The sequence below is a fragment of the Vibrio atypicus genome (genome assembly GCF_009811315.1).
Lineage (GTDB): Bacteria > Pseudomonadota > Gammaproteobacteria > Enterobacterales > Vibrionaceae > Vibrio > Vibrio atypicus.
This window is the reverse complement of sequence record NZ_BLID01000003.1, coordinates 209,830-236,677: the sequence shown is the minus strand read 5'-3', so window position 1 is coordinate 236,677 and position 26,848 is coordinate 209,830. Positions and strand designations below refer to the sequence as shown.

The following is a 26,848-nucleotide window of genomic DNA, read 5'->3' as shown; positions in this document are numbered from 1 at the left end:
TTACATTAAGGTAACGATTTGAACTTGATGAAGTCGTTCGAAATTTTTGAAGGAACTTTTTCAAACTTGAAATTAAAGATTAAAACTCACTAATTTGTTCGATTTCGTATATTTCATCACCAATATCCATCATTTTTCTTTCCATAATCGCTTTAGCATCTTCTAACCCCTTGTTGTAAAAGGTTGGCCCGAGCTTCTCGACGATAAAGTCAAACATAAATTCAGCATCAAATTGACCAATTTCAACGTCTAGCTCTTCTTCCAAATAGGTTTGTAGAGATTCAGCCATCGCCTGTTTTTGTTGTGATGTAAATTCAATCTTAGACATAAACCATTCACGTCCTTTAAGTTTTTCGATAATAAATGTAACTGAGCATAACATGTGCGTGGTAATGTAGTGCAACTGTTGCTAAGTCAGGGAGTGATCGATCTTGTTGCTGGATGTGTTAATTCAAAGCGTAAATGAGTTTCAAGCAGACTGCATGAAACTGTGTGAGAAGCACTACCCGACTATCCACAACCGTGGCATGAGCGAACATCATTTAGGATTGGCTTTTTCCCGCAGAATTTCGCGTACTCTCAATGAGTTTGGTCATAGTTATGATTACCAAGCACTCGACTGCAATCCAGCTTCCGACAACCCACATCATTATCGCGTGAGTTCTGATATTGGCACCGTATGGATTTTAACTTCGCATTTGGTTAGCGCAGGCAGTTCTTGCCGCAACAAACAATTTAAAACCATCGCTCAGTGGCAGGAAGAATATGGCTTTGCCGTCCAGCCCAATGATCTGCTTTTACTACTTACGGATCACTGGATCACGCGCAGTAAGCAAAGTAGAGAGCTTCTCCATTGGTGGACTGGTCAACTTCCAGATGAAATCGATGAATACCGAACTCAAGGTATTAGCCTATATGAAAGTGAATCTCAGTTATCTCGCTCGTTAGAACAGCATTTTAACTTAACTCCCTACTACGTTAAGTTCACCCACCCATTAAAGCGGTCGACCGATAAACAACTCGTGAGGAAATACATTCAGTTGTATTCAGTGATTCAACTCAGCTAATCCTCAAATTGTCATCACACATTAATTAAAACCAGCAATACTTTAAGTATGATGGATTTAGTTAATGGTGCCATGAAAAAACTCAAGCGCTATCAATATGAACGTTATGCTGTTCTCTGCAATCTTGCCTACTCACCAGTTTTAAAACAGACTCGATATGGATTTGCTCCTAAAGGGCAGCGAGTCATCAATAATCGGTTTGGTAAACCTATGATCCGAGTTTTGTGGCGCAATGACCATGACGAGGTTGTAGTGGTGATAAAAGGTTCGCACAATGTCATTGACTGGCTTTTCAATCTTAAGTTATGGAAACGCTCCTGCCACTCTCTACTGCTCGACTACCCAATACACGCAGGGTACTTATCACTCATTTGCCAAGAAAGTCGACCTAACCATAAAGAGGATAAGTTAGGTGCTTCAATTTACGAACAGCTCCTATCGGTTCTTGAGCCACATATAAAAGAAGGGAAACGCATTACGTTTACCGGGCACTCCTCCGGTGGCGCGCTTGCCTGCGTATTGGCAGATACAATAGAAAAACAATACCCGAAATCAATTAAGCGTGTTGTGACATTTGGCCAACCAGCTTTTGGTGGTTTCAAAATGACAAAACACTATCGACTCAATCACAAAACTTATCGAATTTGCTGTGATCTGGATATTGTTACTTTTCTACCTCCGCTGCCAGGGCTCTATCTTCATGTAGGTAAGCTGTTATGGCTGTATAACGGCAAGATTTATGAAAACACACCAACTCTGATTCGATTAAGTCGCTCTGTTGCATCTTGGCTAATGCGTCCATTTTCGTATCACTTAATGTCAAAATACATTCGCAACAAAGACTTTTTTGACGAGCGATGAACTTGGAATCTTTTAATTCGTTGACGAAGTTAATATTAGCCCTCACTTATGAAAATAAGTAATTGACAGGTTTATCGACATGTCAATATTATGTCATCTGTTTGCACTATTTCATACGGAAACGTTAATTCTCCGAGGTCTCCTTTTAAAAATGATTCTCACAACTAAGAGTCAATTCCAGCGCTGTTTAGATATAAATGATAAGCAACATTACATTGCTAAATATAATGACCTAGTTCTGTCGAGTGTTTTTCAACCTATCTTTGACCTCCATGACAAAATTGTGGGCGTAGAAGCTCTTGTTCGAATTCGTGACGCAGACGCTAATCTCATACGACCTGATATTTTCTTCGGTTCGGACACCTTTTCTACCTCAAACAAAATCAACGTCGAACGTCTTAGCCGAGTTATACATATTCGCAATTTCTCACAGTCAGATTATCGCTCTAAGAAGTTATTTTTGAATGTTTTACCAATCGCTGGTGAAATGTTAGCCGTCGAAGATCTAAAAAATGGTTTATTGGTTCGTCGACTACGTAATCTAAACCTTACGAGCTCCCAACTCGTCATGGAACTAATTGAACTCGATTGCCTCAACGAAGATTACTTAAAGATTGCTATGGCCCGGTTAAAAGAAAACGGTTTTAACGTTGCCATTGATGATTATGGCGTTTGCGCTTCCAATGAAGCACGAGTTCAAGCTATCAACCCACACATAATAAAACTTGATCGTTCACTCTTGCTTAGCTATTGCGACGGCGATAAAACACCTTTGCTCGATTCCATTAAAGTTGCCAAAAGTGTTGATGCGATGACTGTGGTTGAGGGTATAGAAACAGAAGAGCAACTATCTCTTATGAGAGAACTAAACATAGATATGTATCAAGGTTTTCATTTGGCAATGCCAGAGCCTTTACCCTCCCTTTCAGCAACTAAAGTAGGCTAATCAGCTCTTTCTGTCGATCGACTATCCGCCACTGCATAAGCACTCTCTAGTGAACTTTTCCACCAAAAGCGGTTGATCGAGTTAAAATTTTCACGTTCCGCAAACTCATTTCATTAACATCTACAGTACGCCATACAAACAATACTAAACACTAAAATTAATAACATTATCAATTTATTGCTCTAGATCATCAGAACATTAAGTTGATCTCGTGCTACTAGCCAGTTTTTTGTACATTCCTATTCATAGTTTGAAACAGTTTTATACAAATCCAATAATGATAGGGTGAATTCTATGCTGGAGCTCTTACTCGGTTTGGCAGTAACTATTGCCGTCGGTTATTTTATTGTTAAAGGCTACAAAGCCGCAGGTGTTCTTTTAACTGCCGGTCTTGTCCTTTTAATTCTTACAGGTCTTCTTGGTCACACTGTGCTACCTGCAAAGGTCGCATCTACCGGTAATATGTTTACCGACTCATTAGAGTACGTTAAATACATGCTTCAATACCGTGGCGGCGGCTTAGGTATGCAAATCATGTTGCTGTGTGGTTTCGCCTCTTATATGACTCATATCGGTGCGAATAATGTTGTTGTTAAACAGTTTTCTAAACCTCTCTCAGTGATCACTTCACCATACGCTCTTCTTGTAGCAGCGTATATCGTTGCATGTCTTATGTCTTTAGCCGTAAGCTCAGCGACAGGTCTAGGTGTTTTGCTAATGGCAACGTTATTCCCGATGATGACTGCAATGGGTATCTCTCGCCCAGCAGCAGTTGCGGTATGTGCTTCTCCTGCGGCTATCATTCTGTCTCCTACCTCTGGTGATGTTGTTATCGCTGCAGAAAAATCGGGGATGGATTTGGATCTCTTTGCAGTACAAACTGTTCTGCCAGTTTCACTATGTGCAATCGTTGTTATGGCGGCCGCAGCATTCTTTTGGAACAAGTACTTAGATAAGAAAGAAAATACGCCAATGGAACGCGTAGACATTTCTGAAATCGAAGTGAAAGCCCCAGCTTATTACGCGATACTGCCTTTCCTACCAATTGTTGGCGTATTCTTGTTTAACGGCCGTACCATTCCTGGCTTGAAACTGGATATCTACACCATCGTTGTACTTTCTATTTTCCTTGGCGCAATAATTGACTTCGTCACTAAACGCTTTAAAGGTAAAGAGACACTGGAAGACTTGGAATCTTGCTACCAAGGAATGGCTGACGCGTTCAAAGGCGTGGTCATGCTTTTAGTCGCTGCAGGCGTTTTTGCACAAGGCTTGATGTCTATCGGCGCAATCGACAACTTGTTGCACCTTGCTGAAACTGCAGGCGCTGGTGGTATTGCCTTGATGCTTATCCTAACTGGTTTGACGGTTGCAGCCGCAATCGCGACAGGTTCAGGTAATGCTCCTTTCTACGCGTTCGTTGAGCTCGCTCCATCACTGGCAGCTAAAATGGGGTTGAACCCAGCCTTCTTAATCATTCCAATGCTCCAAGCTTCAAACCTAGGTCGTACGATTTCACCAGTATCTGGCGTTGTTGTTGCGACTTCTGGTATGGGTAAAATCAGTCCGTTTGAAGTTGTGAAACGTACATCAGTACCAGTGCTATGTGGCTTGGTAACTGTGATTTTCGGTACACTTGTTTTGGTTCCAATGACCGCTTAACTTACCGACTAAATAAAAACGGGCGCTCAATGCGCCCGTTTTTTAGCTCTTTCTCTTTACTGAATATTTAACAGTAAATCGCATTCATTATTTGCTTTCGCCATAACGCTCTAAATAAAGCACCGTTGCCGCTGTTCGTGATGGCACTTTAAGCTTCTTCAATAAGCTTTTCATATGCACTTTCACTGTCGACTCGGAAATAAACAAGGTGTCGGCAATTTGTTTATTGCGATCACCCTTAGCGACTTCTTTTAGGATCTGCATTTCTCGATCAGTCAACTCATCGAAGATATTTGAGCTATTCTCTCTATCAAGCAGATACTTAGATATCTCCTGACTATACGCTTTGTTACCTTGTAACGTAGTTTTAAGCAATTCTACCAATTCATCAGGTTCAGTATCTTTTAATAGATAACCATCCGCGCCAGCTTTGACGATGGCTTCAATATCAGCAGGGCTGTCTGATACCGTTAAGATTACGATAGATGCGTCACAATCGTCCGCTCTTAAAGCGTTCAGCGTATCTAAACCAGACATGCCTTTCATATTCAAATCAAGCAAAATTAGGTCGGGCTTATGTTCATGATTCAATGCAACAGCTTCAGCACCATTACTTGCTTCTGCGACCACCTCAAACTCATCTTCAAAGCTAAGTAACTGGTGAATACCGCGTCTCATCAGTGGATGATCATCCACGAGTAATACTCTACATTCGGTCAATGTTTGATTCCTTAATCTTTGGATATTCTAACAATACTTCACAACCTTGATTTGCCTGACTCGTAACAACGAGCGTTCCACTTAATCGTGATGCACGCTCTTGCATAATGCTCATTCCATAATGGTTTAGCTTTTCTACAGTACTATCAAAGCCTACACCATCATCCTTAACCGATACTACTACCTTTGTGTCGGTTTCATGACATTGGATACAAATATGTTCAGCATTTGCGTGTTTAATTGCGTTGATCATCGCTTCACGGATCAGTTGCAGTAAATGCACTTGCTGATTAGCATCGAGTTCAATAGAAGACAATTCATTGTTAAGAGTAATTTGTGATTCTGTACGGTCTGCTAATTGCTCTGTCAACTCAGTGAGCGCATTACCAAATGTGCCCTCTTTGATTGACAATCTAAATGTCGTTAGCAATTCGCGTAACTGTGTGTATGCAGATGATAGCCCAGTATCAAGCTCCGCAAGAATTGGGGTTGTTTTCCCAAGTTGATCGCTCTCTGGCAGCTTCGCCATCCCGCGCTTGAGTAATGATACTTGGATTTTCAAATAAGATAACGCTTGCGCTAAAGAGTCATGCAGTTCTCTAGCGATAGTGGCCCGTTCTTCCATAAGTAACAATTGCTCAGCTTGACGTTGCGCCTGATTGTAGTACACCGCTCGCGATAATATTTGTACGAAGTTATCGATCAACGCTTGGTCAGGACAAGGCAAGGTTACTTTCCAATATAAAACGCCAAGTTCGACGCCATCTAGTGACAAAGGCTTACTCTGGCAATCACAATTGCAGGCGGCGCACTCTTCACCTTCCGTAAGAACCAAAGGGCGTTCACCTTGCTCAATAATCTCAAGCTTAACTGCAGAGATCCCTTCTAAGCTGACAATATGCCGTAAGATCGCTTCAAAATTATCCTGAGTGATCCTTGAAGCCGTCAGCTCTTGAGATGAATTGTACAAAACTTGAAGTGAATCTTTCGCATGTTGAAGCTTTTTCGTTTTCTCATTCACTGCCTGCTCCAAGCCTCGATAAAGCTTACCAAGATCAGCAGCCATGGTGTTGAAAGTTCGCGTTAATATGCCCATTTCGTTGTCGCTGTGAACATTTAGCTCAACGTCAAAAGATCTTGATTTGATCTGCTCACTTGCTTGCACTAAAGCATTGAGTGGCCTAACAATTTGCCTGCGTACATAGTGAACAACAAATATACCTACGATCAAGATTCCACCAAGCCCTAGGCCACCAACCCATGCAAGTTTAATCAGCTTTTGTTCAGAAAAGTTTTGTAGTTTGAATACGAATGCATCGATTTGATTAACAAAGCCTGCGACCAACACTAGATAACGATCCCTATCTTGGCTTCTTAATACCTGCTTTAGTTCATGCCAACGAACAATGATTCGATAGTAATCGTGGGTAATGTCTTCTGGTACTGTCCAGCCTTGTAGCGCTTTCATCGAAGGTGAGTAAATAGAATGCTCAAACATTTCTATGTGCTGCGTGTAATCAACGGAACTGATCTGAATATCATGAGCTAATCGATAGCTCTGCATTCTCATAGAACCAGCCACATTGACCGCTTCAGCGTCATTTAAGCTTGAAGCTAACGTTATTATCGCAAAACTAGTTGTCGCCACCGACAACGCGAGAATAAGTCCCATCGCTTTTGCGACCGTTCTTGTGACAGAATTTTTCACACTTTTAAACACAACTTCACCGCAGTTAAAGGTTTCATTTAACTTCATTAATTTGTTTATTTACCTTGGCGAGCACAATATGTGATCAAAGCCATCGGAATTTATTGATCTAAAACAAAAAGCCACCCTAATTAACCCCTAAGGGGTATTTATACAAATGTGTCAAAACTTACAATTTATGTGAGCTTAAATGACAGTTTATTAATAACAAGTATGGACTATGCTTAGTTCATATTAACTAGTTTCAGGTATCTAAGTGGTAGACCTAACAAAGCGTCGAATTTTTGCACGTCAGATCATTGATGATTCATCCGTTCGCCTACCTTGGTTGGCAAATGCATCGACATTTACCGATCAGTGTACTCGCTGTGGTAAATGTGTCGATAGCTGCGAGACGCGCATTATCACAAAAGGCGATGGCGGTTTCCCTACCGTAGACTTCACATTAGATGAATGTACGTTCTGTTATCAGTGTGCCGAAGTGTGTCCTGAACCGCTATTTACGGCAAAGACAGAACAACCTTGGAATGCAAGAGCTACTATCAATGATGATTGTTTAGCTCAAAAAAATGTCGAATGCCGAAGCTGTGGAGATATGTGCGACACCATGGCAATCCAATTCAAATTACAAATCGGCAAAGTTGCACAACCGAGTATAGAGCTTGATGAATGTAATGGTTGCGGTGCTTGCGTCGCTGTATGCCCTACCTCATCAATCAATGTGAGCAATTTATAATAAAACGGAATCAACCTATGTCACTTAATGAAGTGCACATTTCTAGCCTAGTTGTGCATTGCGCGCCAGAGCAACTCACCGAAATCAAAGCACAGATCGAGCAATTTGATAATGCTGAAATTTATGGTGACAGCCCAGAAGGCAAAATCGTAGTAGTACTTGAAACTGAAAACCAAGGTTTTATTACCGATACGATCGAAGCAATCAACAACCTACCGAATGTTCTCAGCACCGCACTGGTTTATCACCAAATCGAAACGGAGCTTGATGAAGATGGAACACACAATAACAACACTGGAACTCAATATTCCCAAACCGAGGGTGAAGTATGAAGATGACAAGACGAGCGTTTGTTAAGGCAAACGCAGCAGCATCAGCAGCAGCGGTCGCAGGTATCACTCTACCGGCGTCTGCTACTAACCTGATTGCTAGCTCAGACCAAACTAAAATTACATGGGACAAAGCACCTTGTCGCTTCTGTGGTACTGGTTGTTCTGTTCTTGTAGGTACGCAAAACGGCAAAGTTGTTGCGACACAAGGTGACCCTGAAGCACCAGTAAACAAAGGCCTTAACTGTATTAAGGGCTACTTCCTTTCTAAGATCATGTACGGTCAAGATCGCCTTACCCAGCCACTTCTTCGTATGAAAGACGGTCAATACGATAAAGATGGTGAATTCACTCCGGTTTCTTGGGACGTGGCATTTGATACCATGGCCGAAAAGTGGAAAGACGCACTTAAGAAACAAGGTCCAACAGGTGTTGGCATGTTCGGTTCTGGTCAGTGGACGGTAATGGAAGGTTACGCTGCTGCGAAAATGATGAAAGCTGGTTTCCGTTCTAACAACATCGACCCGAATGCCCGTCACTGTATGGCTTCAGCGGTAGGCGCATTTATGCGTACATTTGGTATTGATGAGCCAATGGGATGTTACGATGACTTTGAACACGCAGATTCATTCGTGCTTTGGGGTTCAAACATGGCGGAAATGCACCCAGTACTATGGACTCGTATTACCGACCGCCGTCTAAGTCACCCACATGTTAAAGTAAACGTTCTTTCGACTTACTACCATCGTTCATTTGAACTGGCTGACGAAGGCTATATTTTCGAGCCTCAATCGGATCTTGCAATTGCTAACTTTATTGCAAACTACATAATCGAAAACGATGCCGTTAACTGGGACTTCGTAAACAAACACACAAACTTCAAGCAAACTGCTACTGACATTGGCTACGGCTTACGTGATGATGATCCATTACAGCAAGCTGCTGCGAACCCTAACTCAGGTAAAATGTCTTCAATTTCTTTCGAAGAGTACAAGAAGTCTGTTGCTCCATACACAATCAAAAAAGCCTCAGAGATGTCTGGTGTTTCGGAAGACAAACTTCTAGATCTTGCTAAGCAATACGCCGATCCAAACACGAAAATCATGTCTCTTTGGACTATGGGTATGAACCAACATACTCGTGGCGTATGGATGAACAGCCTGATTTACAATATTCACTTACTAACGGGAAAGATTTCTACTCCTGGTAACAGCCCGTTCTCACTAACAGGTCAACCTTCTGCGTGTGGTACGGCACGTGAAGTAGGTACCTTTGCTCACCGACTACCAGCAGATATGGTCGTAGCAAATCCTAAGCACCGTAAAGTAGCTGAGAAAATTTGGAACATTCCGGACGGCGTTATTCCACCTAAGCCAGGCTACCACGCGGTTCTTCAAGACCGCATGTTGAAAGACGGTAAACTAAATGCTTACTGGGTTATGTGTAATAACAACATGCAGGCTGGCCCAAACATCAACGGTGAACGTCTACCTGGCTACCGTAACCCTGAAAACTTCATTGTTTGTTCAGACCCTTACCCAACTGCAACTGCGCAAGCAGCTGACCTTGTTCTTCCTACAGCAATGTGGATTGAAAAAGAAGGTGCCTACGGAAACGCAGAACGTCGTACTCAAGCGTGGTACCAACAAGTTGATACTATCGGCGAAGCTAAGTCTGACTTATGGCAGGTTATGGAGTTCTCGAAACGCTTCAAAATGGAAGAAGTATGGACTGAAGAACAGCTTGCTGCAGCACCTCAGTACCGTGGCAAAACAATGTATGACATGTTGTTCGCTAATGGTGTTGTGAACAAATTCCCTATCGAAGAATCTCGTGAGCTTAACGATGATGCGCACCACTTTGGTTACTACGTACAAAAAGGCCTATTCGAAGAATACGCGACCTTTGGTCGTGGCAAAGCGCATGATCTAGCACCATATGATGTTTACCACCAAGTTCGCGGTCTGCGTTGGCCAGTTGTTGATGGTAAAGAAACACTGTGGCGCTACAAAGAAGGCTCAGATCCGTATGCGAAGCCTGGAAGCGGCTGGGACTTTTACGGTAAGCCAGATGGCAAAGCGTTCATCATTTCTGCACCTTACGAAGCTCCACCGGAAGTGCCAGATTCAGAATTTGATATGTGGCTATGTACGGGTCGTGTACTTGAACACTGGCATACAGGAACAATGACTCGTCGCGTACCAGAGCTTTACAAAGCTGTACCAGATGCAGTGTGTTACATGCACCCTGCTGACGCGAAAGCGCGTGGCGTTCGCCGAGGCGAAGAAGTACTTCTTGCCAACAAACGTGGTGAAGTACGCGTTCGTGTTGAAACTCGCGGTCGTAACCGCCCGCCTCAAGGCCTGGTATTCGTACCGTTCTTTGACGCACGTATTCTTATTAACAAGCTGATTCTTGATGCGACGGATCCACTGTCTAAACAGACAGACTTTAAGAAATGTCCAATCAAGATCACTAAGATTGCGTAACTTTGCGTGCTCTGACTGCCGTTAATTCGGCAGTCAAAGACAAGAATTTAGCCATAAGGCGGAGAGTTAATAATGAAAAAATTCCTAATTGCACTGTTATCTGTTGGTGCTTTGATTAGTGGTACGGCAGTCGCTGAACTAGAGAACCCTGGCGGCATTGGTGGTCTTGAATCACTACGTGGTGCAAGCGAACTTGAGTCAACTCGCGCTGCTGATGATTTTAAGAAATACCCTCGCGAACAAATATTAGACAGTAGTTTTGTTTATCAGCCACCTTTGATTCCACACAACATCCGTGGTTACGAAGTATCACTGAACGCAAACAAATGTCTTGCTTGTCATAGCTGGAAAAACGCAAAAGAGATGGGCGCAACAAAGATCAGTGTTACTCACTACGTAAACCGTGAAGATGCTGTACTTGCAGATGTATCCCCTCGTCGTTACTTCTGTCTTCAGTGTCACGTTCCTCAGGCAAACGCTAAGCCGCTTGTCAAAAACGATTTCAAGAGCGTAGACGCACTTAAGTAAGTTACACGTGAGTAAGTAAGAGGCTATCTATGAAATTATTGAAAGCGTTTTGGAAACGATTAGCAACCCCGAGTAAAGCTGCCGTTGGTGTAGTTCTGTTCATGGGTTTTGCTGGTGGTCTCCTATTCTGGGGCGCATTTAACACAGGTATGGAAGCAACCAACACAGAAGAATTCTGTTCAGGTTGTCACGCACCTATCGTCCAGGAAATCCAGGAAACAATTCACTACTCTAACCGTTCAGGCGTCCGTGCAATCTGTTCAGACTGTCACGTACCGCATGAATGGACAGATAAAATTGTTCGTAAAGTTCAAGCATCTAAAGAGCTATTCGCTCACTTTGTTACTAAGACCATCGATACTCCAGAGAAATTCCAAGAGCGTCGAGCACACTTAGCAGAGCGTGAATGGGCAAGATTGAAGAACAATGACTCACTTGAGTGTCGTAACTGTCATGAATTTGAGTTTATGGACTTCTCTGAACAAGGCACTCGTAGTGCAAAACAACACTCAACGGCCCTAGCTTCTGGTGAGAAGACATGTGTAGATTGTCATAAAGGTATCGCACACAAACTTCCAGACATGCATGGTGTTGACGGCTGGCAATAAGGAGACAGAAATATGAGTACATTAGAATCTGTTATCTGGCATATCTTAGGCTATGCAGCAATGCCGGTTATCGTTTTATCTGGCTTTGCGGTAGTCGCAGCTATCTCAGTATGGCTACTATCTCTAGGTAAAGATAAAGGGGCTGAATAGCCCTAACACGCTTAAACAATTTTGCCTATTTTGTATCAAGCGTAAAAAAACCACCGCATTAGCGGTGGTTTTTTTATTCTCGTTTATTGTCAGGCTTCTGGATAACCTTGTGGGTTATTAGACTGCCAACGCCATGTATCAGCGGTCATCTCTTCTAAAGAACGTGTTGCTTCCCATTCTAGCTCTTGCATTGCCTTAGCTGGGTCAGCCCAACATTCAGCAATATCACCAGGACGACGTTCGACAATCTTAAAAGGAACTTGTTTACCTGACGCTTGCTCAAACGCCTTCACCATTTCTAAAACACTAGAGCCATTACCTGTCCCTAAATTGTAGATATGTAGGCCGTCTTTACTGCCAACTTTCTTCAGTGCCGCAATGTGGCCATCAGACAAGTCCATAACATGGATATAATCGCGCACACCTGTACCATCAACCGTTGGGTAGTCATCACCAAACACCGATAAGAACTCTCTACGCCCCACTGCAACTTGAGAAACAAAAGGCATCAGGTTGTTTGGAATTCCTTGAGGATCCTCACCTAATTCTCCCGTTGGGTGAGAACCAACTGGGTTGAAGTAACGTAGTAACGTTATGCTCCAGTCTGGGTTGGCTTTTTGGAAATCGGTTAAGCACTCTTCAACCATTAGTTTACTGCGACCATAAGGGTTAGTCGCACTCGTAGGGAAATCCTCAGTGATTGGCACAGAGGCAGGATCGCCATAAACGGTTGCCGACGATGAGAACACGAGTGTTTTCACCTCCGCTTCACGCATTGCATCCACAAGCACTAAAGTACCATTCACATTATTGTCGTAGTACTCTAGCGGTTTCTCTACGGACTCACCCACTGCTTTCAATCCAGCAAAATGGATAACTGCATCGATTTTATGAGATTTCAATACTTCAACTAGCAACGCCTTATCACGAATATCACCTTCGACAAAAACTGGTCGAGCACCGGATACATTCTCAATTCGCTCTAAAACGGTCTGTTTGCTGTTATACAAATTGTCAAAAATTACAGGTGTCATCCCTGCTTCAATTAATTGAATTGACGTATGGCTGCCAATGTAGCCCATACCGCCAGTAACCAAGACGTTCATATTACTAACCTTTTGAATAATCTGGGTGAAATGTTAACTGAGTCACTACAGAAAATATAGTCCAAAAGTGAGACTACTTTAGTTACTTTCACTTAATACAAACTGGCCTTTCCCTTGGCTCTTAGCTTTGTACATTGCGGTATCCGCAGCTTTTATGAGCTCGTCCATTGGCAATGAACGTTTATCTACATAATGCACACCTATACTCGCCCCAACATTAAGGACTCGACCACGATAAACAACATCCTGGTTGATCAATGAAATCAAGCGGTCTGCTAGAACTGGAATGCTTTTTTTATCGGTTGACGTTAGTAGAACAACAAACTCATCTCCAGACAAACGTGCGACCAGGTCTTTGCTTCTGACTTGAGACAGAAGACGTTCGGCGACTTGCTTAAGAACTTCATCTCCTGCATCGTGGCCATACGTATCATTGACTAACTTAAAGCCATCCAGATCAAGATACAGTAATGCGAGACCATTTTTTGCTTCACGCTCATCTTTAAGAGAGTCATCTAATACGCGATAGAGTAACGCCCTATTTGCCAAGCCAGTCAACGAGTCATGGTGAGCAAGGTACTCCAAACGCTCCATCTCTTTTACGCTAGACAGATCAGATAATATATAAACAAAATCACAGCGATCATGATCTTCACGACTATTGATTCTCGACACTTTCACGAACATTGGTACTTTGTGGCCAAATAGGTGTTTTTCCCAAATTTCGCCCTGCCACTGACCATATTGCGTTACAGACTCTTTAATCGTAGGCATAAGAGAGCAGAATTGCTGCCACTCAAAGGTATCTACGGGCTTCTTACCTAACAACGCCTCTTGCGAATAACCTAATAGGCGAGTAACAGATGGGTTAACCATAGTGATGACATCATCTTGATCCGTTACCATCAAGCCATCTTGGCTATTTTCAAACACGCCTGCAGCTAAACGTTGCTTACTTAATGCGGCATCGACTTCCGTAATATCTTGAATAGAAAATAGAATCTGACGACGCTTAGTCAATTTGGTACAACTCATCTGTAATAGCTGAGATTGTTTAAAGACGTCATTGTTCCATATCTGTCGATCCGTAAACTCCAGTTTTTGCGCGAGTGCTTGGTGAATAAAATCGACATCGTCACTATCAATCAAGTCGACAAAATGTATACCTTTAAGAAACGCACTCGTACAACGGAATACATCACATGTCGCTCCGTTGAAATGGACAATAACGCCTTTCTCATCGACAACAACCAATGCATGTTTCACTGTTTCTACAACTTCGTTTGCGAATGACTTTTCTTCTTCCAGTTTATCTAACGTATATGCGACCTGCTGTTCCCTTTGGCTAAGCCTATCTAGCATAGTGTTGAAGGCACGTACCAAATCACCAATTTCATCGTCAGCAGCAGGCTCAATGTTGCCTCCTTTCTGCTTACGATTTATAAAGGCATTCATACCGACATTTAAGTTGTATACAGGGCCAACGATGAACTTATCGACGGTTTTATATAAAACCATTCCCGACACAATCAACAAAACAAGAAAAATAGAACTGTTGGTTAAAACTGAGTTGTAGAGCTGTTGGAAAGAGTCTTTGGAAATAATTACCCTTAATTGAGCAATCGTATCTCCTTCTATTTCGATTGGCACCAGCAAGAAGATATGCTCATTCCCGATAGAGAGTTTATTCTCACGGATCTCTATTCTTTCCTTTTCAGTTGGCACCGGAGCAGTTGCACCTTCGCGCTCATACATCGCAAACAATTGCCCATTTGCGGTATACAGTTTTACTCGAATGACGTCACTGTCTGCGGAAAAGGCATCAAGGACTTCTGTCGCACTTAAGCTGTCATTGAAAAGAATGGCGGCTTGTAAGTTATAAGCCACCCCTTTCGTTAATACACTAACTCGATTGACCAAGTTTTCTTTTTGAGTTTCAAACGCATTAAAAAATGCGTAGCCTTGAGAGGAGATGAATATGATTCCAGTGAAAATAACAATAGGTAGAATCAACTTACTTTTTAATGACATATTGTTTAGGAAGTTCATTTATCACCCCCAACAATATCTGCGACTCTCAGAAAGTTCGATGAAATAGTAAACTCTCCAACATTATTGAGGTTAACCTTAGGCTTAATTCGCCCACCAAGTGTCGTAAGTTCAATCACACCACCAAGCTCGACGAAATCATGAATATCACTGATTGATATCGCTTGCTTTTGGCTAATATCAATCATGTTTAAGCTTTCTTTTTTCGATATATATAACACATCACAATTCTGGCTTCCGACCAGAATCGGTTTGTTACGTATTTCTTTATCTTTCGTAATGTTCTCCAAAATCTCGCGAATTTCAGAATCATCAGGGACGCAGATGTTAATAACGGGCATCTGAGCATCTCGAGTCCAGTGAACAAAACTCGCAATTCGATAGATATAAACCGCTTTCACTTGTTGTGGAGTAAACTTAGCCAATGCCGGTGAGGTAAAACCAACACCAAACAGCGAGATAAGCAATATGAATCGATTAAAACTCATGCGATAGCCTTACGTACATGAGTTGTTCATTTATAAATCCAGAGGAAAAAGTTTGGGAAGCATCATTATAATAACCTTTCTTCTCTCCGATATTTTGAACATTGAACTCTAATTCAGGACTATTCGCACTTGGTTTCCATGCAAGGCGTGCATCTAGTGAGATATAGTTAGGTAACAAATCAGAACTGAGGTTTTTCTCGTAACTATCTGAATACTTAAGTTTTTGACCTTTAACAACCACATCAAACTGAATTGAATCCGTCACTTGCCAAAGGTTCTGAATGACAGCTAAGTGTTGATATTCGATATCAAAGTAAATGTCATTATAATTTGGGTTTTCTACAGCATTTCCGACAAAACTTTGCTCTGATGTAAAGTAGGTGTAATTCGCATATAGTTCCCAGTCGGGCATTAATCCCAACCGAATCGCAACTTCCGCACCTTGACTATCTAACTCATAGTCATCACTTTGAATATAGACATCAAACTGATCTTCGTAATGGGAATAGTCACTTCCTCTAACGTTATAGTGCTTGTTACTAAAAAGCGTAGCGTCCAAATCAAATCGACCACCGGTATATCTATAGCCAACTTCTTTAGAAACTACGGATTCTAGATCAAGATCATCGTTCGATTCATATTTTCCGACGAAATAATCACCGTAATAGTCTGAATAGTAGACACTATAGTAATTCGTTGATGATTCCATATAGGACGGGGATGTCACACTACGCCCTATCCCAGCCCAAAATGAGTGTTGTTCATCTAGGCTATACATAATTCTAGCTTGAGGTGAATATTCAAATGCATAAGAGTGCTCAAAATACTCGCCTTTAACACCTAACGTCGTTTTAACCTTATCGGACCAGGCTGCTTCCCATTGTATAAAGGCATTAACAATGCTATCAGACTCACTTTTAGTATTACCAATACGTACATATTGATTAATATTTTCCGTATCAGTGTTGGCGGTGTTTTTCGTAAAATTGATCGCAACAAAATTATACCCAGCTCCATATGAAAGGTTATGTGATTCCGTTAGCTGATTAAGAAATGACGTATCAATTTGGAAAGTACTATAAGTACCAGGGGCATCTAATGCTTCATCAAGGTCATATTGATAGACAAGATTAGTCACAGATTTTAATGATTCTGAATGGTTGGTTTTGAGTTGTGACTGTAAGTAAAACGAATGGCTTTCTACATCGTTACGAGAGGTTGTGAACCCACTATAGCTATTGCCTGGCCCATAAAACTCGTATTTAGTCTGCTGTTGTACGAAATCGCTTTTTTCGCCACCAGCTCTAAATGTCCAATGGCTTTGCGCTGTATCACCTTCTACAACCACCCCTAGCATTGAGTTTCGTCGTACTAACAAATCATCATTTGGATATGAGTGGTTTTCTTTTAATTTTGCAAAAAACCTAGCGTTAGCCTTATCGCCTACTTGGAAACCATGTCGTACATCAATCGCATAATCTCCCTGTTTTGCAAGAGTTCCTGATGTATAAGTTCCTATGGTCTCATCCGTCGACTTAGTAATAATGTTTACAACGCCATTAACCGCATTTCCCCCCCACATAGTGCCTCCTGGCCCACGTAGTACTTCGATTCGCTCTATATCATTTAGAACATAATCAATATCAGTCCAATAGACGCCACCATAAACTGGACTGAACAAGCTTCTCCCATCCATTAAGACTAGCATTTTGTTATACAAGCCATCGTGGAAACCGCGAGAAGAAACAAAGAATTCAGTATCTGAAAACTTTGTTACATTGATCCCAGGGACTAACGCTAACGCTTCAGCAATCGTTCTAACACCACTTCGCTTTATACGCTCTCCATCCAATACATATACAGCCGCAGGAATATCAGATAGTTTTTGTGAGAACTTGGACGCAGTTTCAATCGTGACGTAGAGCATAGACAACTCATCTAGACTCATTGACATCAATTCATCTAGGTTGTCATTTGCACTAACGGTGAAACCGAGTGCACAGAGTGAAGAAAAGAGTGTGGTGCGTTTAAACATTAATTTTCCTAGCTATATTAGCAGCCTCTATTATTTCACTTATCAGTACTGAATCATATATGGAACAGCATATTTTACTAAGTTGTTGAGCAAACAATGAAACTGATCACTGTTTGAATTACTCTTTTAAAACATCTTAGTAACGTGTTGAACAAAGAACTCTAGTCAATGAACAAAACCAACATCAATTTAAATTGTGATATGGGCGAAAGCTTTGGCAATTGGTCAATAGGTTGTGACGCACATATCATGCCTTTTATAGATCAAGCTAGCATCGCGTGTGGCTATCATGCTTCTGACCCTATGATAATGAATAGCACAGTAAAATTGGCTCTGCAGCATAATGTACAAATCGGAGCGCACCCAAGTTACCCAGATCTTCAAGGATTTGGACGTCGCAGCATCCCTCTCACTCGCAGTGAAATCACGAACATGGTGATTTATCAGGTTGGTGCACTCAAAGCGATTTGTGAAAGTGAGAATGCGGAACTAAGTTACGTAAAGCCGCATGGTGCGCTCTATAATGATATGCAGCGAGACCCAATAATATTTGAAGCCGTAATAGACGCCGTCGCTTGTTTCGACGTACCGTTAATGACTTTAGCAATTGAAGATAAGCAAGAACTACTTGATATCGCGGATGAATATGACGTCCCACTGCTTTTTGAAGCCTTTGCTGATAGACGGTACCTAGCTACGGGACAGTTAGCGCCTAGAAGTATGCCAGGTGCACTGTTAACTGATGAAGCCGAGATCATTGGCCAAGTCCAGCAAATCGCTCAATATGGAAAGGTGCGTACAATCGATGGGTACACCATTGCTATTGAAGCCGATACCATTTGCGTTCATGGCGACAACGTCGAGGCGGCCAAATTGATTGAACAGATTCGAGCTGCGATCCACTTGGAGGCAACATAATGAATATCGAAACAACAGTAGATCCGGTAGCTGAATGCTCCGTGTTAATTCGTTTTGAGGCTGAGCCAAGTCCGACATTGTCTTGGGTAATTGGTGAGATTAGTCAATATCTTAGAAATCAGCTCGGTGCCTGGGTCATGAATGTTACCCCTTCATTCAATACAATATTAATTGACTATTTACCGCATCGAATCTCCATTTTTGAGTTCATCCCATATCTCGAAAAAATTGTCACGCAGTCTCTGCTTCACCTTCCAGACCAACCAGAAGCCGAGTTAGTTGAGTTACCGGTATTCTATCACCCTGATGTCGCACCAGATCTCGAGCTTTACACCTCTTCGGGTATGAGCATTGATGAAATTGTAACCTTACACAGCCAATGTGAATACACCATCGGGGCGATTGGATTTACTGCTGGGTTTGCTTTTTTAACAGAAGTCGACCAACGACTTCAAAAACCACGAAGATCGTCTCCAAGAGTAAAAGTAGCGAAAGGCAGCGTTGCCATTGCAAATAATCAAACCGCAATTTATCCAAGCGAATCCCCTGGAGGATGGAACATTATTGGTAACTGCCCCATCAACTTATACAATCCTAACTCTTCAAACATTTTGCCTTTTGCTATTGGAACACGAATAAAGTTTCGCCCTATACAGCGCGACGAGTTCATCGAGCTTGGTGGAACTATTAGTAAGGAATGGCTATGAACTTAAGATCAACCATTACGGTAATTAAGCCCGGCCAACAAAGTTTACTGCAAGATTTTGGTCGCTTTGGACTTGCTCATTTCGGTATTACCCAAGGTGGCCCTGTTGATGACTATGCTTACAGTTGGGCAAACCACCTGCTTGGGAACACGATTAACTCTCCAACAATTGAAATTACACTTGGCCAAGCAGAGTTCCAAGTCAATCATCATTGCGAGATGGCTATTGCCGGCGGGGATTTGAATGCAAAGCTTGATGGTGTCCCGCTATCAAATTGGTCTACGTTTTCGGCGCGACAAGGGCAAGTGCTATCGTTTGGATTACCTAAAAATGGTTTGCGTAGCTATCTGGCAATCAAAGGAGGGTTTGATATTTCACCGGAGCTTGGAAGCTGCGCTACGGTGACAAGAGATGGATTGGGCGGATTAAACCAAGGTTCTAAGTTGAACGTGGGCGATGAGCTTTCTTTCTCTTCTCATTTGGTTACCAAGAAACCTATTCAAATGACATTTCGGTACAAGCCTGACTATGACTTAACACTTGAACTGCGAGTTATAGAAGGTTATCAGGTGAATCATTTCTCCCAAGAGCAATTAGATAATTTTTACTCTAAAGAATTTGAAGTGAGTCAATTTATCGATCGTATGGGTTATCGCTTGTGCGGAAATAGGATTCAGCCCCCTCAACAAGAATTTTTGAGTGAAGGGATCGCTTTAGGTGCGATTCAAATTCCCCCAAATGGCGAGCCAATCATATTACTAAATGATCGTCAGACGATAGGAGGCTACCCGAAACTTGGTTGTGTCGCCCGTATCGACTTGCCAAGACTTGCACAAGCAAAACCGGGGCAAAAAGTGCGTTTCGTTAGAGGTGATTTACTTGGACTTCAAGATGTTTGGGGACAGTGGGCAAGATATTTCGGCTATTAGTCATCCTCAATTTGAGTAATGGGCATAAACACTTTATGCCCATTAATTGATTTATAAGCTACCGTAGTATTGCGCCAGTTCCTGTGGGTAGTCACGACTCATTGCGATGATTTTCGCTTTGGCTTCAACTTGATCTGCGCTCAAAGACATACTCACAGGATGTAACGCTTCAATTGAGTCATTTCGGTATTCATGTAACCCCCAGTGCTCGACCAGTTTTTGTGCCGCTTCAAGCGCTGAAGAACCTTTTACAACTTCAATTCGGGCATAGTTAACACCATCAAATGTCACGTCAGCAGCCCGTAACGTTTCATCGTTTCCAGGAATTTGCTGAGCGCCAAACAAGGGCGTTCCACATTCCACTGCCTGTTGATAGTTTGGTAAGAACCTCGCCATATGCTGAATAGCCCTTTGAGTACGTTCAATAGCGACTTCTTTATCCCAACCTAAAATAATTTTCTTTTCCAATCGACTTGGCAATTTTGGCTGAGAAGATACGGAACAAGATGAAACTAAACCATCATCAAATAGCGTTATGTCTTTAGTCATGCCGTGTAATTGGAACACACCATTTGGATAAGGTGTTAACTGCGCCATGCCATTAGGGGTTCCGCGAGGCCCGTGAAAGATAACCTCAGGCCATAACTCCTTGCACTGAGACCACCGAGTTACATAAGCCGCTTTAAACTCAACCAGTCGGTCACGAGGTTTCGCGACCAAATCATCAATATGGCCAGTTTCATAACCACACGCATTAATTAGATAGTCGGTATGTACGCTATGTCGATGACCATTGGAATCTTTAACATCGACTATCCACCCGTTGTTCTCTTCAAGCCCAACAACCTCGGTGTTAAGCAAAAGTTGACAATTCTCGCGCTTTTCTAATGTGAGTGCTGCAGATGCTGCGATACGAAAAACACTCCAACCAGGTTCTTGCACAATAGCGACAGGAAACCTAAGTGAGTCTAAATCGACATTTTTTGCAAAAGGAATAAGCCAATCATCAAAACTCTTAGGTTCACTTGGCTGTGGAAGTGTAACAAGCGCTTCTACTTCCTCGCGGCTATAGAATCGGTAGTAATTCTCTGGATCACCCAACACACCATTGGCGCAATCTTCGTCAACCAATTCTCGATAAGCCGCCTGAATTGATAAGAGTCTCTCATATAACTCTTCAGGGCTGCCTCCATCAAGGTAAGGGATAGCAATAATGGTTGGACGGTTATTAATGGTATGTGGGTATAGCCGCGCCGTATCAATTGACTGTTTAAGCAGTTTTAGACACTGCTGAGTGGAAATTTCACGGTACAAATTTCCACCAGCATGCAAATGGCAAATAGGTGGGCCAGAGATTAAACTCGCCTTCTTTTCGATAAGGGTTACTTTCAAGCCCAGTTCAGCAAGGTGAACTGCAGCGGTTGCACCCGCAATACCACCGCCAATGATGGCAACGGAAGATACACTACTCAGAGTCTGTTCTAACTGCATTTATGTGGTTAATCCATTCATTCTGCGAGTATTTTACTGTTATATGCCTTAGAAGAAAAACACAATTTTTGCAGGGAAAATTCATTACGTTTTTAATTCAATTTTATGAAAAAATTGCTTGACTCAAAATTTGAATTATCAGCGATGTGAATAACAAATTCCGCGAACACGTACCCACACAAGGGCTGTGCTCTTTTCAAAGTTATCTACAGGCTGACTTATCCAAAACTTTATCCACCGTTTTTGTGGATAAGTAAACAAGTCAGCCTGAACAACTTTAGCTAAATGCCTTGTTTATAGGGGTAAGTAGACGCTTTATCATACTGTTAACAACTAATGCTAAAGTTATAAAAGTTAAGACTGGCAAAGCAAACCAAAGTGTTAAATGTAAGTTTGGAGCCAGATCGAAGCCATAAATCATCAGCGCTCCGACGACGACTTCCGCCCCCATCGCAGCAATTACACCAGCAATCAACGCCATGATCCCATACTCCGCCCAAATGGTTTTAGTCACACGTTTTTTACTTGCACCAAGAGTTCGATAAAGTTGAATTTCAGATTGCCTTTGACCAAGACTCAGTCTTAGTAAAGTAAAAATCAACAATACGCCAGCGACAACGCCAAGAGCTGCTAAAACCGTAATTGACCAGACGATTTGAGTGAGCAGTTCTTGAATTTTCGCTCCCATACTCCGTATATCCATCAAACTCACTGTCGGGTGGTTGCGAGACAATTGATTAATGAGATCATCGTTATCATCTTCAATACGAAAGCTGACTAAAAACGTTGTGGGTATGGTCTCAAGAACATCTGGCGAGAATATAAAATAGAAGTTTGGCTTCATATCTCGCCACTCAACGTGACGGATAGAATTAACCTCAGCCGATACTTGCTGGCTGTTAATCGTAAATTGGAGTATATCGCCTATCTCTAGACCCAGTTCAGTCGCGACCTCCTGCTCAACAGAAACTCCGCCACTGGTTGTCCACTCCCCTTTAAGCAAATCATTATGATCCGGGATTCCATCACCAAATGTAAAATTAATTTCGCGACTTAGCGCATCAGTACCTTCCGCGCCATTAGCGTATTCCTTAGCATCCTCGCCATTTATCTTTGCTAAACGCCCGCGAATAATTGGGTAGGCCTCGGAGCGTTCAATATCATTTTCGTCCAAGACATCCAGGTAACTCTCTCGTTCATAAGGGGCAATATTGAGGGCAAATGCATTCGGGGCATCTGGGGGTAGTGTACGCTGCCAATCAGTCAGTAAATCTGTCCGTACTAACCACATAATGGCCAACAACATTAACGATAAGCCAAGTGCACCAAACTGAATGCCCGTGGACAGGTTAGACCGATTGATTCGACTTAGCGCGAGCTTCATTGATGTCGACATTGGGATTTTCGCAAGACCTTTTGTAATCACCAGACTCAGTAATGCCATGACGACAAAAAGTACAACAATCCCGCCAAGAACGATCCAAACCATTTGGTTCTGATAATAAATCGCCAACATAGGGAGCAGTGGGACTAAAACAAGCCAACGGTAAGACTTCGCTTTGTCAAAGCTTGCCTCTGACTGCATTACATTCGCCGCGTTAACATTAAGCAAGCTTAGTAAGGGTATACCTAATGCTGGCACTGAAATCAATAAACTCGTCATAATCGCGATTAAGGCAGGCTTAATACCATAACTAGGAAGCGGCGTTGGTAATAAATCAACTAAAGGCACTCGCAATAATACTTCGAGCACAACACCGATCGCGGTGCCCATTATCGCGGCAGTTAGCAGCAAGATAATGACTTGAATCGACAACCAACGTGCAACCCAAGCGCGACTCGCACCTAAGCTTTTAAGCATTGCAATGGTTTTTCTTCGTGTTGACACATAGTGCTGGCAAGTGAGAACCAAGGTTGTGGCTGCCATAATCACGACAATCGCAACCGTCAGTGAGAGATATTGCTCTGTTCTTTGAAAGACTTCATTGGTACGACTGGCACTGTTTTGATCACGCCATCGATCACTTGGTGTTAGTTCTATCGAATCTTTAGCTTGTTCAATCGTGTTGTTGTCACCATTGATGAATAAACTAAACCTAACTCGACTACCCAATTGAACTGCGCCGGTTTTTTCTAAATCCGTTTGATGGATAAACGCCGTTGGCATTTGTTGGAATGGGTTAAAGCTCAACCCTGGCTCTTCGATAATCCTACCAGAGACAACGAAATCTGCATCGCCAACCGTGAGACTGTCACCCACATTCACATCTAATTGAGCAAATAGACGTTCATCAAGCCAGAGATCTCCCGGTTTTACATGAGCAAACGTCGTCACATCATCAGAAAGAACCATTTCTCCTCTCAAAGGATAATTGCTCTCTACTGATTTTACCGTGATCAGTTTCATTCCATTATCGCTAAAAGCCATGGTTGCAAAGCGAGTTTGTAACGAGCTATCTAATTCGAGTTTGCTGATGGATTTTGTTAACTGCTCTGGTATCGGATTCGAAGAGACAAAAACCGTATCCGCTGTTAAGGCATCTTTGCCCTGTTTAACAACGACTTGCTCCATTCGTTCTGCAAGCGCTGTCAAAGCGAATATACAAGCGATAATTAACGTTAACGCGATAGAGACAGGCCATAACTGACCGTGTCGTATCTCACTCAAGCTCCAGCGAAATAAGCGACGATTAAGCCGACTCGATGTAATCTTCGACATTACGCTTCCTCCAATCGCCCTGCTTGCATCCGGATCCTGCGTTCACACAACTCAGCTAATTTCATGTCATGTGTTACTAATACCAGAGTCGTACCGTGCTGCTGATTTAATTCAAAGAGAAGCTCAATCACCTTCTGCGCTGTTTGCTGATCTAAATTTCCCGTTGGTTCATCTGCAAATAGCACTTCCGGTTGAATCATAAAGGCCCTTGCAAGTGCAACTCGCTGCTGTTCTCCTCCAGATAATTGCGCAGGGGTATGATCCATTCGGTGTTCGAGTCCAACTGATGTTAAGAGCGCTTTCGCCCTATCAATATCTTCATCTTCCCCTTTTAACAGACAAGGTAGTGTGACGTTTTCCAATGCACTAAGACTTGGTATCAGCAAAAAGCTCTGAAATACAAACCCCACTGATTCACTTCGAATTGCAGCTCTCTTTTCATCATTGAGTTTTGAAAGCTCTTGGCCCATCAATTCAATTGTCCCTGTGCTTGGTATATCCAACCCAGCCATGATCGTCATTAATGTCGACTTACCCGCACCGGAGCTTCCAACAATCGCAACGCTTTCTCCTTTCTTGATATCAAGATTTATCCCTTCAAGGATTGTCAATTGTTCTTGATTGGTAGAGACTGTTTTGGATACTGATTTTGCTTTAATTACGGATGTTTGCATGTTTCGTCTACTTTCCCTTGCTATTGTTCTTCTTTTCACTAACCCAGCTAACGCGAACAAGTTATTGATTTTGGGTGACAGCTTAAGTGCAGGCTATCAAATGCCACTCGAAAAAGCATGGCCAACTTTATTACCAGATGTATTACTCAGCAAAGGTAAATCGATCGACGTTATCAATGCGAGCATATCAGGTGACACAACTGGTAACGGACTTGCTCGACTCCCTCAACTTTTACAGCAACATAAACCTGAATTCGTTCTTATAGAGCTCGGAGCAAACGATGGTCTTCGTGGTTTTCCGCCAAAAGTGATCGAAAATAACCTAACCAAACTCATTAAAATGGTAAGAGATTCGAACTCCACACCACTACTGATGCAAATTCGAGTACTACCAAACTATGGTAAACGCTACACCGAAGCCTTCGCTGATCTCTACCCAGCAACCGCTGAACACAACAATGTGCCACTACTTCCATTCTTTCTAGAGGGTGTCATCATCAAACCAGAGTGGATGATGGCTGACGGGTTACACCCTAAATCTGAAGCGCAGCCTTGGATTGCCGATTTTGTCGCCACAGAACTAATTAATCATCTCTAATTGGTCTAGCTCAATAAAATTTACTTAGCTTTACGTTAATCTAGTTCAATCCCCTGTTGGAAAAGGACTTAAATATGATTATTGAACCCATTATCAAAGGCGTAGTAGCCAAAACGGCTCATCCATACGGCTGTGAACAAGCGGTTCTCCAACAAATTGAATACGTAAAGCAAGCGAATCCGATCAAACATGGGCCTAAACGCGTGCTCATTATTGGCGGTTCGTCTGGCTTTGGCTTAGCAGCAAGAATAGCGCTCACGTTTGGTGGCTGCCAAGCCGATACCATTAGCGTTTCTTATGAACATGCGCCTTCAGAAAAAGGCGTTGGCTCTGCCGGTTATTTCAACAACATCGCCTTTCAAAAACATGCTCAGCGAGAAGGCCGCATTGCGGTCAATATTCAAGGTGATGCCTTTTCTAAAAAACTCAAATTAGATGTAGTTGAAGCAATTGAAACCTACTTTGAAGGTGAAGTTGATTTAATTATTTATAGCGTTGCCAGTGGTGTAAGGCCAAATCCTGAAACTGGCGAATTATGGCGCTCATCAATTAAACCTATTGACCAAGACGTCTCAGGCGCAACTATTTTGCTTGAAGATGACTCTTGGCATGAAACCACCTTAACTTCTGCAACAGAAAAACAAGCTGAAGAAACCATCAAAGTGATGGGTGGGGAAGATTGGGAATCATGGGTTGATGCGTTAATTAATTCGGAATCAATCGCTCAAGGCTGTAAGACAATCGCATTTTCATATGTCGGTCCAGAACTAACCCACCCTATCTACTTAGATGGCACCCTTGGCCGCGCTAAAATTGACCTTCACCAAACTAGCCATTCGCTCAACCTTAAATTAGCTAATTTTGACGGTGGAGCCTACGCGACGGTTTGTAAGGCATTAGTTACTAAAGCGAGTGTATTTATTCCGGGGCTGAGCCCATACATCCTAGCCCTTTATAAAATAATGAAAGAGCAAGGCACTCATGAGGGTTGTATTGAGCAAATGCAGCGCCTATTTGCGGACAAACTATATACCAATGAGAAAGTTCCCGTTGACTGTGAAAGACTAATTCGTATGGACGATTGGGAGCTTTGCAGTGACACTCAGAGCAAAGTAAAAGCATTAATGGATTCATTAACGGCAGAAAACTTTAAAGAGCTCGGTGATTACCAAGGCTACAAACAGGAGTTCTTGCGCTTAAATGGATTTGGCTTTGATTCTATCGATTATTCTCAACCAGTTAGTATTGACACCTTTGTAAAATAAAGTGATTGTTACATAACGAGTCTCAAGTTTGAGAATATCAAAAAGCTAAAGCCTTCCCTATCAAC

25 protein-coding genes are annotated in these 26,848 nt (G+C 42.4%); 15 read left to right on the top strand and 10 right to left on the bottom strand.

Features of this window, described 5'->3' with window-relative positions; genetic code table 11:
• Positions 1-79: 79 nt before the first annotated feature.
• Positions 80-328 carry a DUF2164 domain-containing protein gene (locus GVO60_RS08320; RefSeq protein ID WP_159652827.1) on the bottom strand — a complete coding sequence of 83 codons (249 nt, stop codon included), beginning with the start codon at positions 326-328 and terminating at the stop codon, positions 80-82.
• 103 nt (positions 329-431) lie between these two features.
• Between GVO60_RS08320 and GVO60_RS08315 the strand changes: the two genes are divergently transcribed.
• From GVO60_RS08315 to dcuC, 4 genes are all read left to right on the top strand, one after another.
• Entirely contained in the window at positions 432-1,067 is a 636-nt protein-coding gene (locus GVO60_RS08315) for a hypothetical protein (protein WP_159652825.1), read from the top strand.
• Positions 1,068-1,139: 72 nt separating this feature from the next.
• Positions 1,140-1,928: a lipase family protein gene (locus tag GVO60_RS08310; protein ID WP_159653296.1), complete on the top strand. Its 789-nt coding sequence runs from the start codon at positions 1,140-1,142 to the stop codon at positions 1,926-1,928.
• 151 nt (positions 1,929-2,079) lie between these two features.
• Complete coding sequence (locus GVO60_RS08305) at positions 2,080-2,874, top strand: EAL domain-containing protein (RefSeq protein ID WP_159652823.1); 795 nt, start codon at positions 2,080-2,082, stop codon at positions 2,872-2,874.
• Between the two features lie 294 nt (positions 2,875-3,168).
• Positions 3,169-4,536, top strand: coding sequence for an anaerobic C4-dicarboxylate transporter DcuC (gene dcuC / locus GVO60_RS08300; RefSeq protein ID WP_159652821.1), 1,368 nt, complete (start codon positions 3,169-3,171; stop codon positions 4,534-4,536).
• A gap of 87 nt (positions 4,537-4,623) precedes the next feature.
• Here dcuC and GVO60_RS08295 read toward each other — a convergent pair whose 3' ends face one another.
• A complete protein-coding gene (locus tag GVO60_RS08295) occupies positions 4,624-5,256 on the bottom strand; it encodes a response regulator (RefSeq protein WP_159652819.1) in 633 nt (210 codons plus the stop codon).
• Positions 5,243-6,976, bottom strand: coding sequence for a nitrate/nitrite two-component system sensor histidine kinase NarQ (gene narQ / locus GVO60_RS08290; RefSeq protein WP_159653294.1), 1,734 nt, complete (start codon positions 6,974-6,976; stop codon positions 5,243-5,245). The genes GVO60_RS08295 and narQ overlap by 14 nt, the downstream gene beginning before the upstream one ends.
• A gap of 244 nt (positions 6,977-7,220) precedes the next feature.
• On the opposite strand from narQ, the gene napF reads away from it, so the two are divergent.
• The 6 genes from napF to GVO60_RS08260 all read left to right on the top strand — a co-directional run bounded on the left by napF (position 7,221) and on the right by GVO60_RS08260 (position 11,804).
• Positions 7,221-7,700 carry a ferredoxin-type protein NapF gene (gene napF / locus GVO60_RS08285; RefSeq protein ID WP_159652817.1) on the top strand — a complete coding sequence of 160 codons (480 nt, stop codon included), beginning with the start codon at positions 7,221-7,223 and terminating at the stop codon, positions 7,698-7,700.
• 17 nt (positions 7,701-7,717) lie between these two features.
• Positions 7,718-8,032 (top strand): chaperone NapD, encoded by a 315-nt coding sequence (locus GVO60_RS08280; RefSeq protein WP_159652815.1) that lies wholly within the window; start codon positions 7,718-7,720, stop codon positions 8,030-8,032.
• Positions 8,029-10,518, top strand: a complete 2,490-nt coding sequence (gene napA, locus GVO60_RS08275; RefSeq protein ID WP_159652813.1) for a periplasmic nitrate reductase subunit alpha — start codon at positions 8,029-8,031, stop codon at positions 10,516-10,518. Before GVO60_RS08280 ends, napA begins: the two co-directional genes overlap by 4 nt.
• Positions 10,519-10,590: 72 nt before the next feature.
• The gene (locus GVO60_RS08270) at positions 10,591-11,046 is read left to right on the top strand and encodes a nitrate reductase cytochrome c-type subunit (protein WP_159652811.1); all 456 of its coding nucleotides are present in this window, start codon (positions 10,591-10,593) and stop codon (positions 11,044-11,046) included.
• Positions 11,047-11,075: 29 nt separating this feature from the next.
• Entirely contained in the window at positions 11,076-11,654 is a 579-nt protein-coding gene (locus GVO60_RS08265) for a NapC/NirT family cytochrome c (protein ID WP_159652809.1), read from the top strand.
• A gap of 12 nt (positions 11,655-11,666) precedes the next feature.
• Complete coding sequence (locus GVO60_RS08260) at positions 11,667-11,804, top strand: TIGR02808 family protein (protein ID WP_159652807.1); 138 nt, start codon at positions 11,667-11,669, stop codon at positions 11,802-11,804.
• An 89-nt stretch (positions 11,805-11,893) separates the two neighbouring features.
• Here GVO60_RS08260 and galE read toward each other — a convergent pair whose 3' ends face one another.
• From galE to GVO60_RS08240, 4 genes are all read right to left on the bottom strand, one after another.
• Positions 11,894-12,910 (bottom strand): UDP-glucose 4-epimerase GalE, encoded by a 1,017-nt coding sequence (gene galE / locus GVO60_RS08255; protein ID WP_159652805.1) that lies wholly within the window; start codon positions 12,908-12,910, stop codon positions 11,894-11,896.
• A gap of 78 nt (positions 12,911-12,988) precedes the next feature.
• Positions 12,989-14,959, bottom strand: a complete 1,971-nt coding sequence (locus GVO60_RS08250) for a sensor domain-containing diguanylate cyclase (protein WP_159652803.1) — start codon at positions 14,957-14,959, stop codon at positions 12,989-12,991.
• The gene (locus GVO60_RS08245; protein ID WP_159652801.1) at positions 14,956-15,447 is read right to left on the bottom strand and encodes a YfiR family protein; all 492 of its coding nucleotides are present in this window, start codon (positions 15,445-15,447) and stop codon (positions 14,956-14,958) included. The genes GVO60_RS08250 and GVO60_RS08245 overlap by 4 nt, the downstream gene beginning before the upstream one ends.
• On the bottom strand, positions 15,437-17,482 hold the full coding sequence (locus GVO60_RS08240; RefSeq protein ID WP_159652799.1) for a TonB-dependent receptor plug domain-containing protein: 2,046 nt from the start codon (positions 17,480-17,482) through the stop codon (positions 15,437-15,439). The genes GVO60_RS08245 and GVO60_RS08240 overlap by 11 nt, the downstream gene beginning before the upstream one ends.
• A 168-nt stretch (positions 17,483-17,650) precedes the next feature.
• Between GVO60_RS08240 and GVO60_RS08235 the strand changes: the two genes are divergently transcribed.
• Genes GVO60_RS08235 through GVO60_RS08225 form a run of 3 tightly spaced genes read left to right on the top strand, consistent with a single transcriptional unit; the run spans position 17,651 to position 20,036 of the window.
• On the top strand, positions 17,651-18,400 hold the full coding sequence (locus GVO60_RS08235; protein WP_159652797.1) for a 5-oxoprolinase subunit PxpA: 750 nt from the start codon (positions 17,651-17,653) through the stop codon (positions 18,398-18,400).
• Positions 18,400-19,107 carry a 5-oxoprolinase subunit B family protein gene (locus GVO60_RS08230; RefSeq protein ID WP_159652795.1) on the top strand — a complete coding sequence of 236 codons (708 nt, stop codon included), beginning with the start codon at positions 18,400-18,402 and terminating at the stop codon, positions 19,105-19,107. The genes GVO60_RS08235 and GVO60_RS08230 overlap by 1 nt, the downstream gene beginning before the upstream one ends.
• Complete coding sequence (locus GVO60_RS08225) at positions 19,104-20,036, top strand: 5-oxoprolinase subunit C family protein (RefSeq protein WP_159652793.1); 933 nt, start codon at positions 19,104-19,106, stop codon at positions 20,034-20,036. The genes GVO60_RS08230 and GVO60_RS08225 overlap by 4 nt, the downstream gene beginning before the upstream one ends.
• 51 nt (positions 20,037-20,087) lie before the next feature.
• Here GVO60_RS08225 and GVO60_RS08220 read toward each other — a convergent pair whose 3' ends face one another.
• The 3 genes from GVO60_RS08220 to GVO60_RS08210 all read right to left on the bottom strand — a co-directional run bounded on the left by GVO60_RS08220 (position 20,088) and on the right by GVO60_RS08210 (position 24,920).
• Positions 20,088-21,527: an FAD-dependent oxidoreductase gene (locus tag GVO60_RS08220; RefSeq protein ID WP_159652791.1), complete on the bottom strand. Its 1,440-nt coding sequence runs from the start codon at positions 21,525-21,527 to the stop codon at positions 20,088-20,090.
• A gap of 277 nt (positions 21,528-21,804) precedes the next feature.
• On the bottom strand, positions 21,805-24,246 hold the full coding sequence (locus GVO60_RS08215; RefSeq protein WP_159652789.1) for an ABC transporter permease: 2,442 nt from the start codon (positions 24,244-24,246) through the stop codon (positions 21,805-21,807).
• Entirely contained in the window at positions 24,246-24,920 is a 675-nt protein-coding gene (locus tag GVO60_RS08210; RefSeq protein ID WP_159652787.1) for an ABC transporter ATP-binding protein, read from the bottom strand. The genes GVO60_RS08215 and GVO60_RS08210 overlap by 1 nt, the downstream gene beginning before the upstream one ends.
• Between GVO60_RS08210 and tesA the strand changes: the two genes are divergently transcribed.
• Entirely contained in the window at positions 24,919-25,518 is a 600-nt protein-coding gene (gene tesA / locus GVO60_RS08205; RefSeq protein ID WP_159652785.1) for a multifunctional acyl-CoA thioesterase I/protease I/lysophospholipase L1, read from the top strand. The genes GVO60_RS08210 and tesA overlap by 2 nt on opposite strands.
• A gap of 74 nt (positions 25,519-25,592) precedes the next feature.
• Positions 25,593-26,783 carry an enoyl-ACP reductase FabV gene (gene fabV, locus GVO60_RS08200; protein ID WP_159652783.1) on the top strand — a complete coding sequence of 397 codons (1,191 nt, stop codon included), beginning with the start codon at positions 25,593-25,595 and terminating at the stop codon, positions 26,781-26,783.
• Positions 26,784-26,848: the final 65 nt, after the last annotated feature.

Bases quoted from the DNA above. Each gene is read 5' to 3' on its own strand.
- GVO60_RS08310 (WP_159653296.1), top strand. From the start codon at position 1,140: ATGAAAAAACTCAAGCGCTATCAATATGAACGTTATGCTGTTCTCTGC.
- GVO60_RS08230 (WP_159652795.1), top strand. From the start codon at position 18,400: ATGAATATCGAAACAACAGTAGATCCGGTAGCTGAATGCTCCGTGTTA.
- GVO60_RS08225 (WP_159652793.1), top strand. From the start codon at position 19,104: ATGAACTTAAGATCAACCATTACGGTAATTAAGCCCGGCCAACAAAGT.
- GVO60_RS08235 (WP_159652797.1), top strand. From the start codon at position 17,651: ATGAACAAAACCAACATCAATTTAAATTGTGATATGGGCGAAAGCTTT.
- GVO60_RS08215 (WP_159652789.1), bottom strand. From the start codon at position 24,246: ATGTCGAAGATTACATCGAGTCGGCTTAATCGTCGCTTATTTCGCTGG.
- GVO60_RS08210 (WP_159652787.1), bottom strand. From the start codon at position 24,920: ATGCAAACATCCGTAATTAAAGCAAAATCAGTATCCAAAACAGTCTCT.
- GVO60_RS08240 (WP_159652799.1), bottom strand. From the start codon at position 17,482: ATGTTTAAACGCACCACACTCTTTTCTTCACTCTGTGCACTCGGTTTC.
- GVO60_RS08245 (WP_159652801.1), bottom strand. From the start codon at position 15,447: ATGAGTTTTAATCGATTCATATTGCTTATCTCGCTGTTTGGTGTTGGT.
- fabV (WP_159652783.1), top strand. From the start codon at position 25,593: ATGATTATTGAACCCATTATCAAAGGCGTAGTAGCCAAAACGGCTCAT.
- GVO60_RS08280 (WP_159652815.1), top strand. From the start codon at position 7,718: ATGTCACTTAATGAAGTGCACATTTCTAGCCTAGTTGTGCATTGCGCG.
- GVO60_RS08220 (WP_159652791.1), bottom strand. From the start codon at position 21,527: ATGCAGTTAGAACAGACTCTGAGTAGTGTATCTTCCGTTGCCATCATT.
- napA (WP_159652813.1), top strand. From the start codon at position 8,029: ATGAAGATGACAAGACGAGCGTTTGTTAAGGCAAACGCAGCAGCATCA.
- GVO60_RS08270 (WP_159652811.1), top strand. From the start codon at position 10,591: ATGAAAAAATTCCTAATTGCACTGTTATCTGTTGGTGCTTTGATTAGT.
- dcuC (WP_159652821.1), top strand. From the start codon at position 3,169: ATGCTGGAGCTCTTACTCGGTTTGGCAGTAACTATTGCCGTCGGTTAT.
- GVO60_RS08260 (WP_159652807.1), top strand. From the start codon at position 11,667: ATGAGTACATTAGAATCTGTTATCTGGCATATCTTAGGCTATGCAGCA.
- galE (WP_159652805.1), bottom strand. From the start codon at position 12,910: ATGAACGTCTTGGTTACTGGCGGTATGGGCTACATTGGCAGCCATACG.
- GVO60_RS08250 (WP_159652803.1), bottom strand. From the start codon at position 14,959: ATGAACTTCCTAAACAATATGTCATTAAAAAGTAAGTTGATTCTACCT.
- GVO60_RS08320 (WP_159652827.1), bottom strand. From the start codon at position 328: ATGTCTAAGATTGAATTTACATCACAACAAAAACAGGCGATGGCTGAA.
- GVO60_RS08305 (WP_159652823.1), top strand. From the start codon at position 2,080: ATGATTCTCACAACTAAGAGTCAATTCCAGCGCTGTTTAGATATAAAT.
- GVO60_RS08265 (WP_159652809.1), top strand. From the start codon at position 11,076: ATGAAATTATTGAAAGCGTTTTGGAAACGATTAGCAACCCCGAGTAAA.
- tesA (WP_159652785.1), top strand. From the start codon at position 24,919: ATGTTTCGTCTACTTTCCCTTGCTATTGTTCTTCTTTTCACTAACCCA.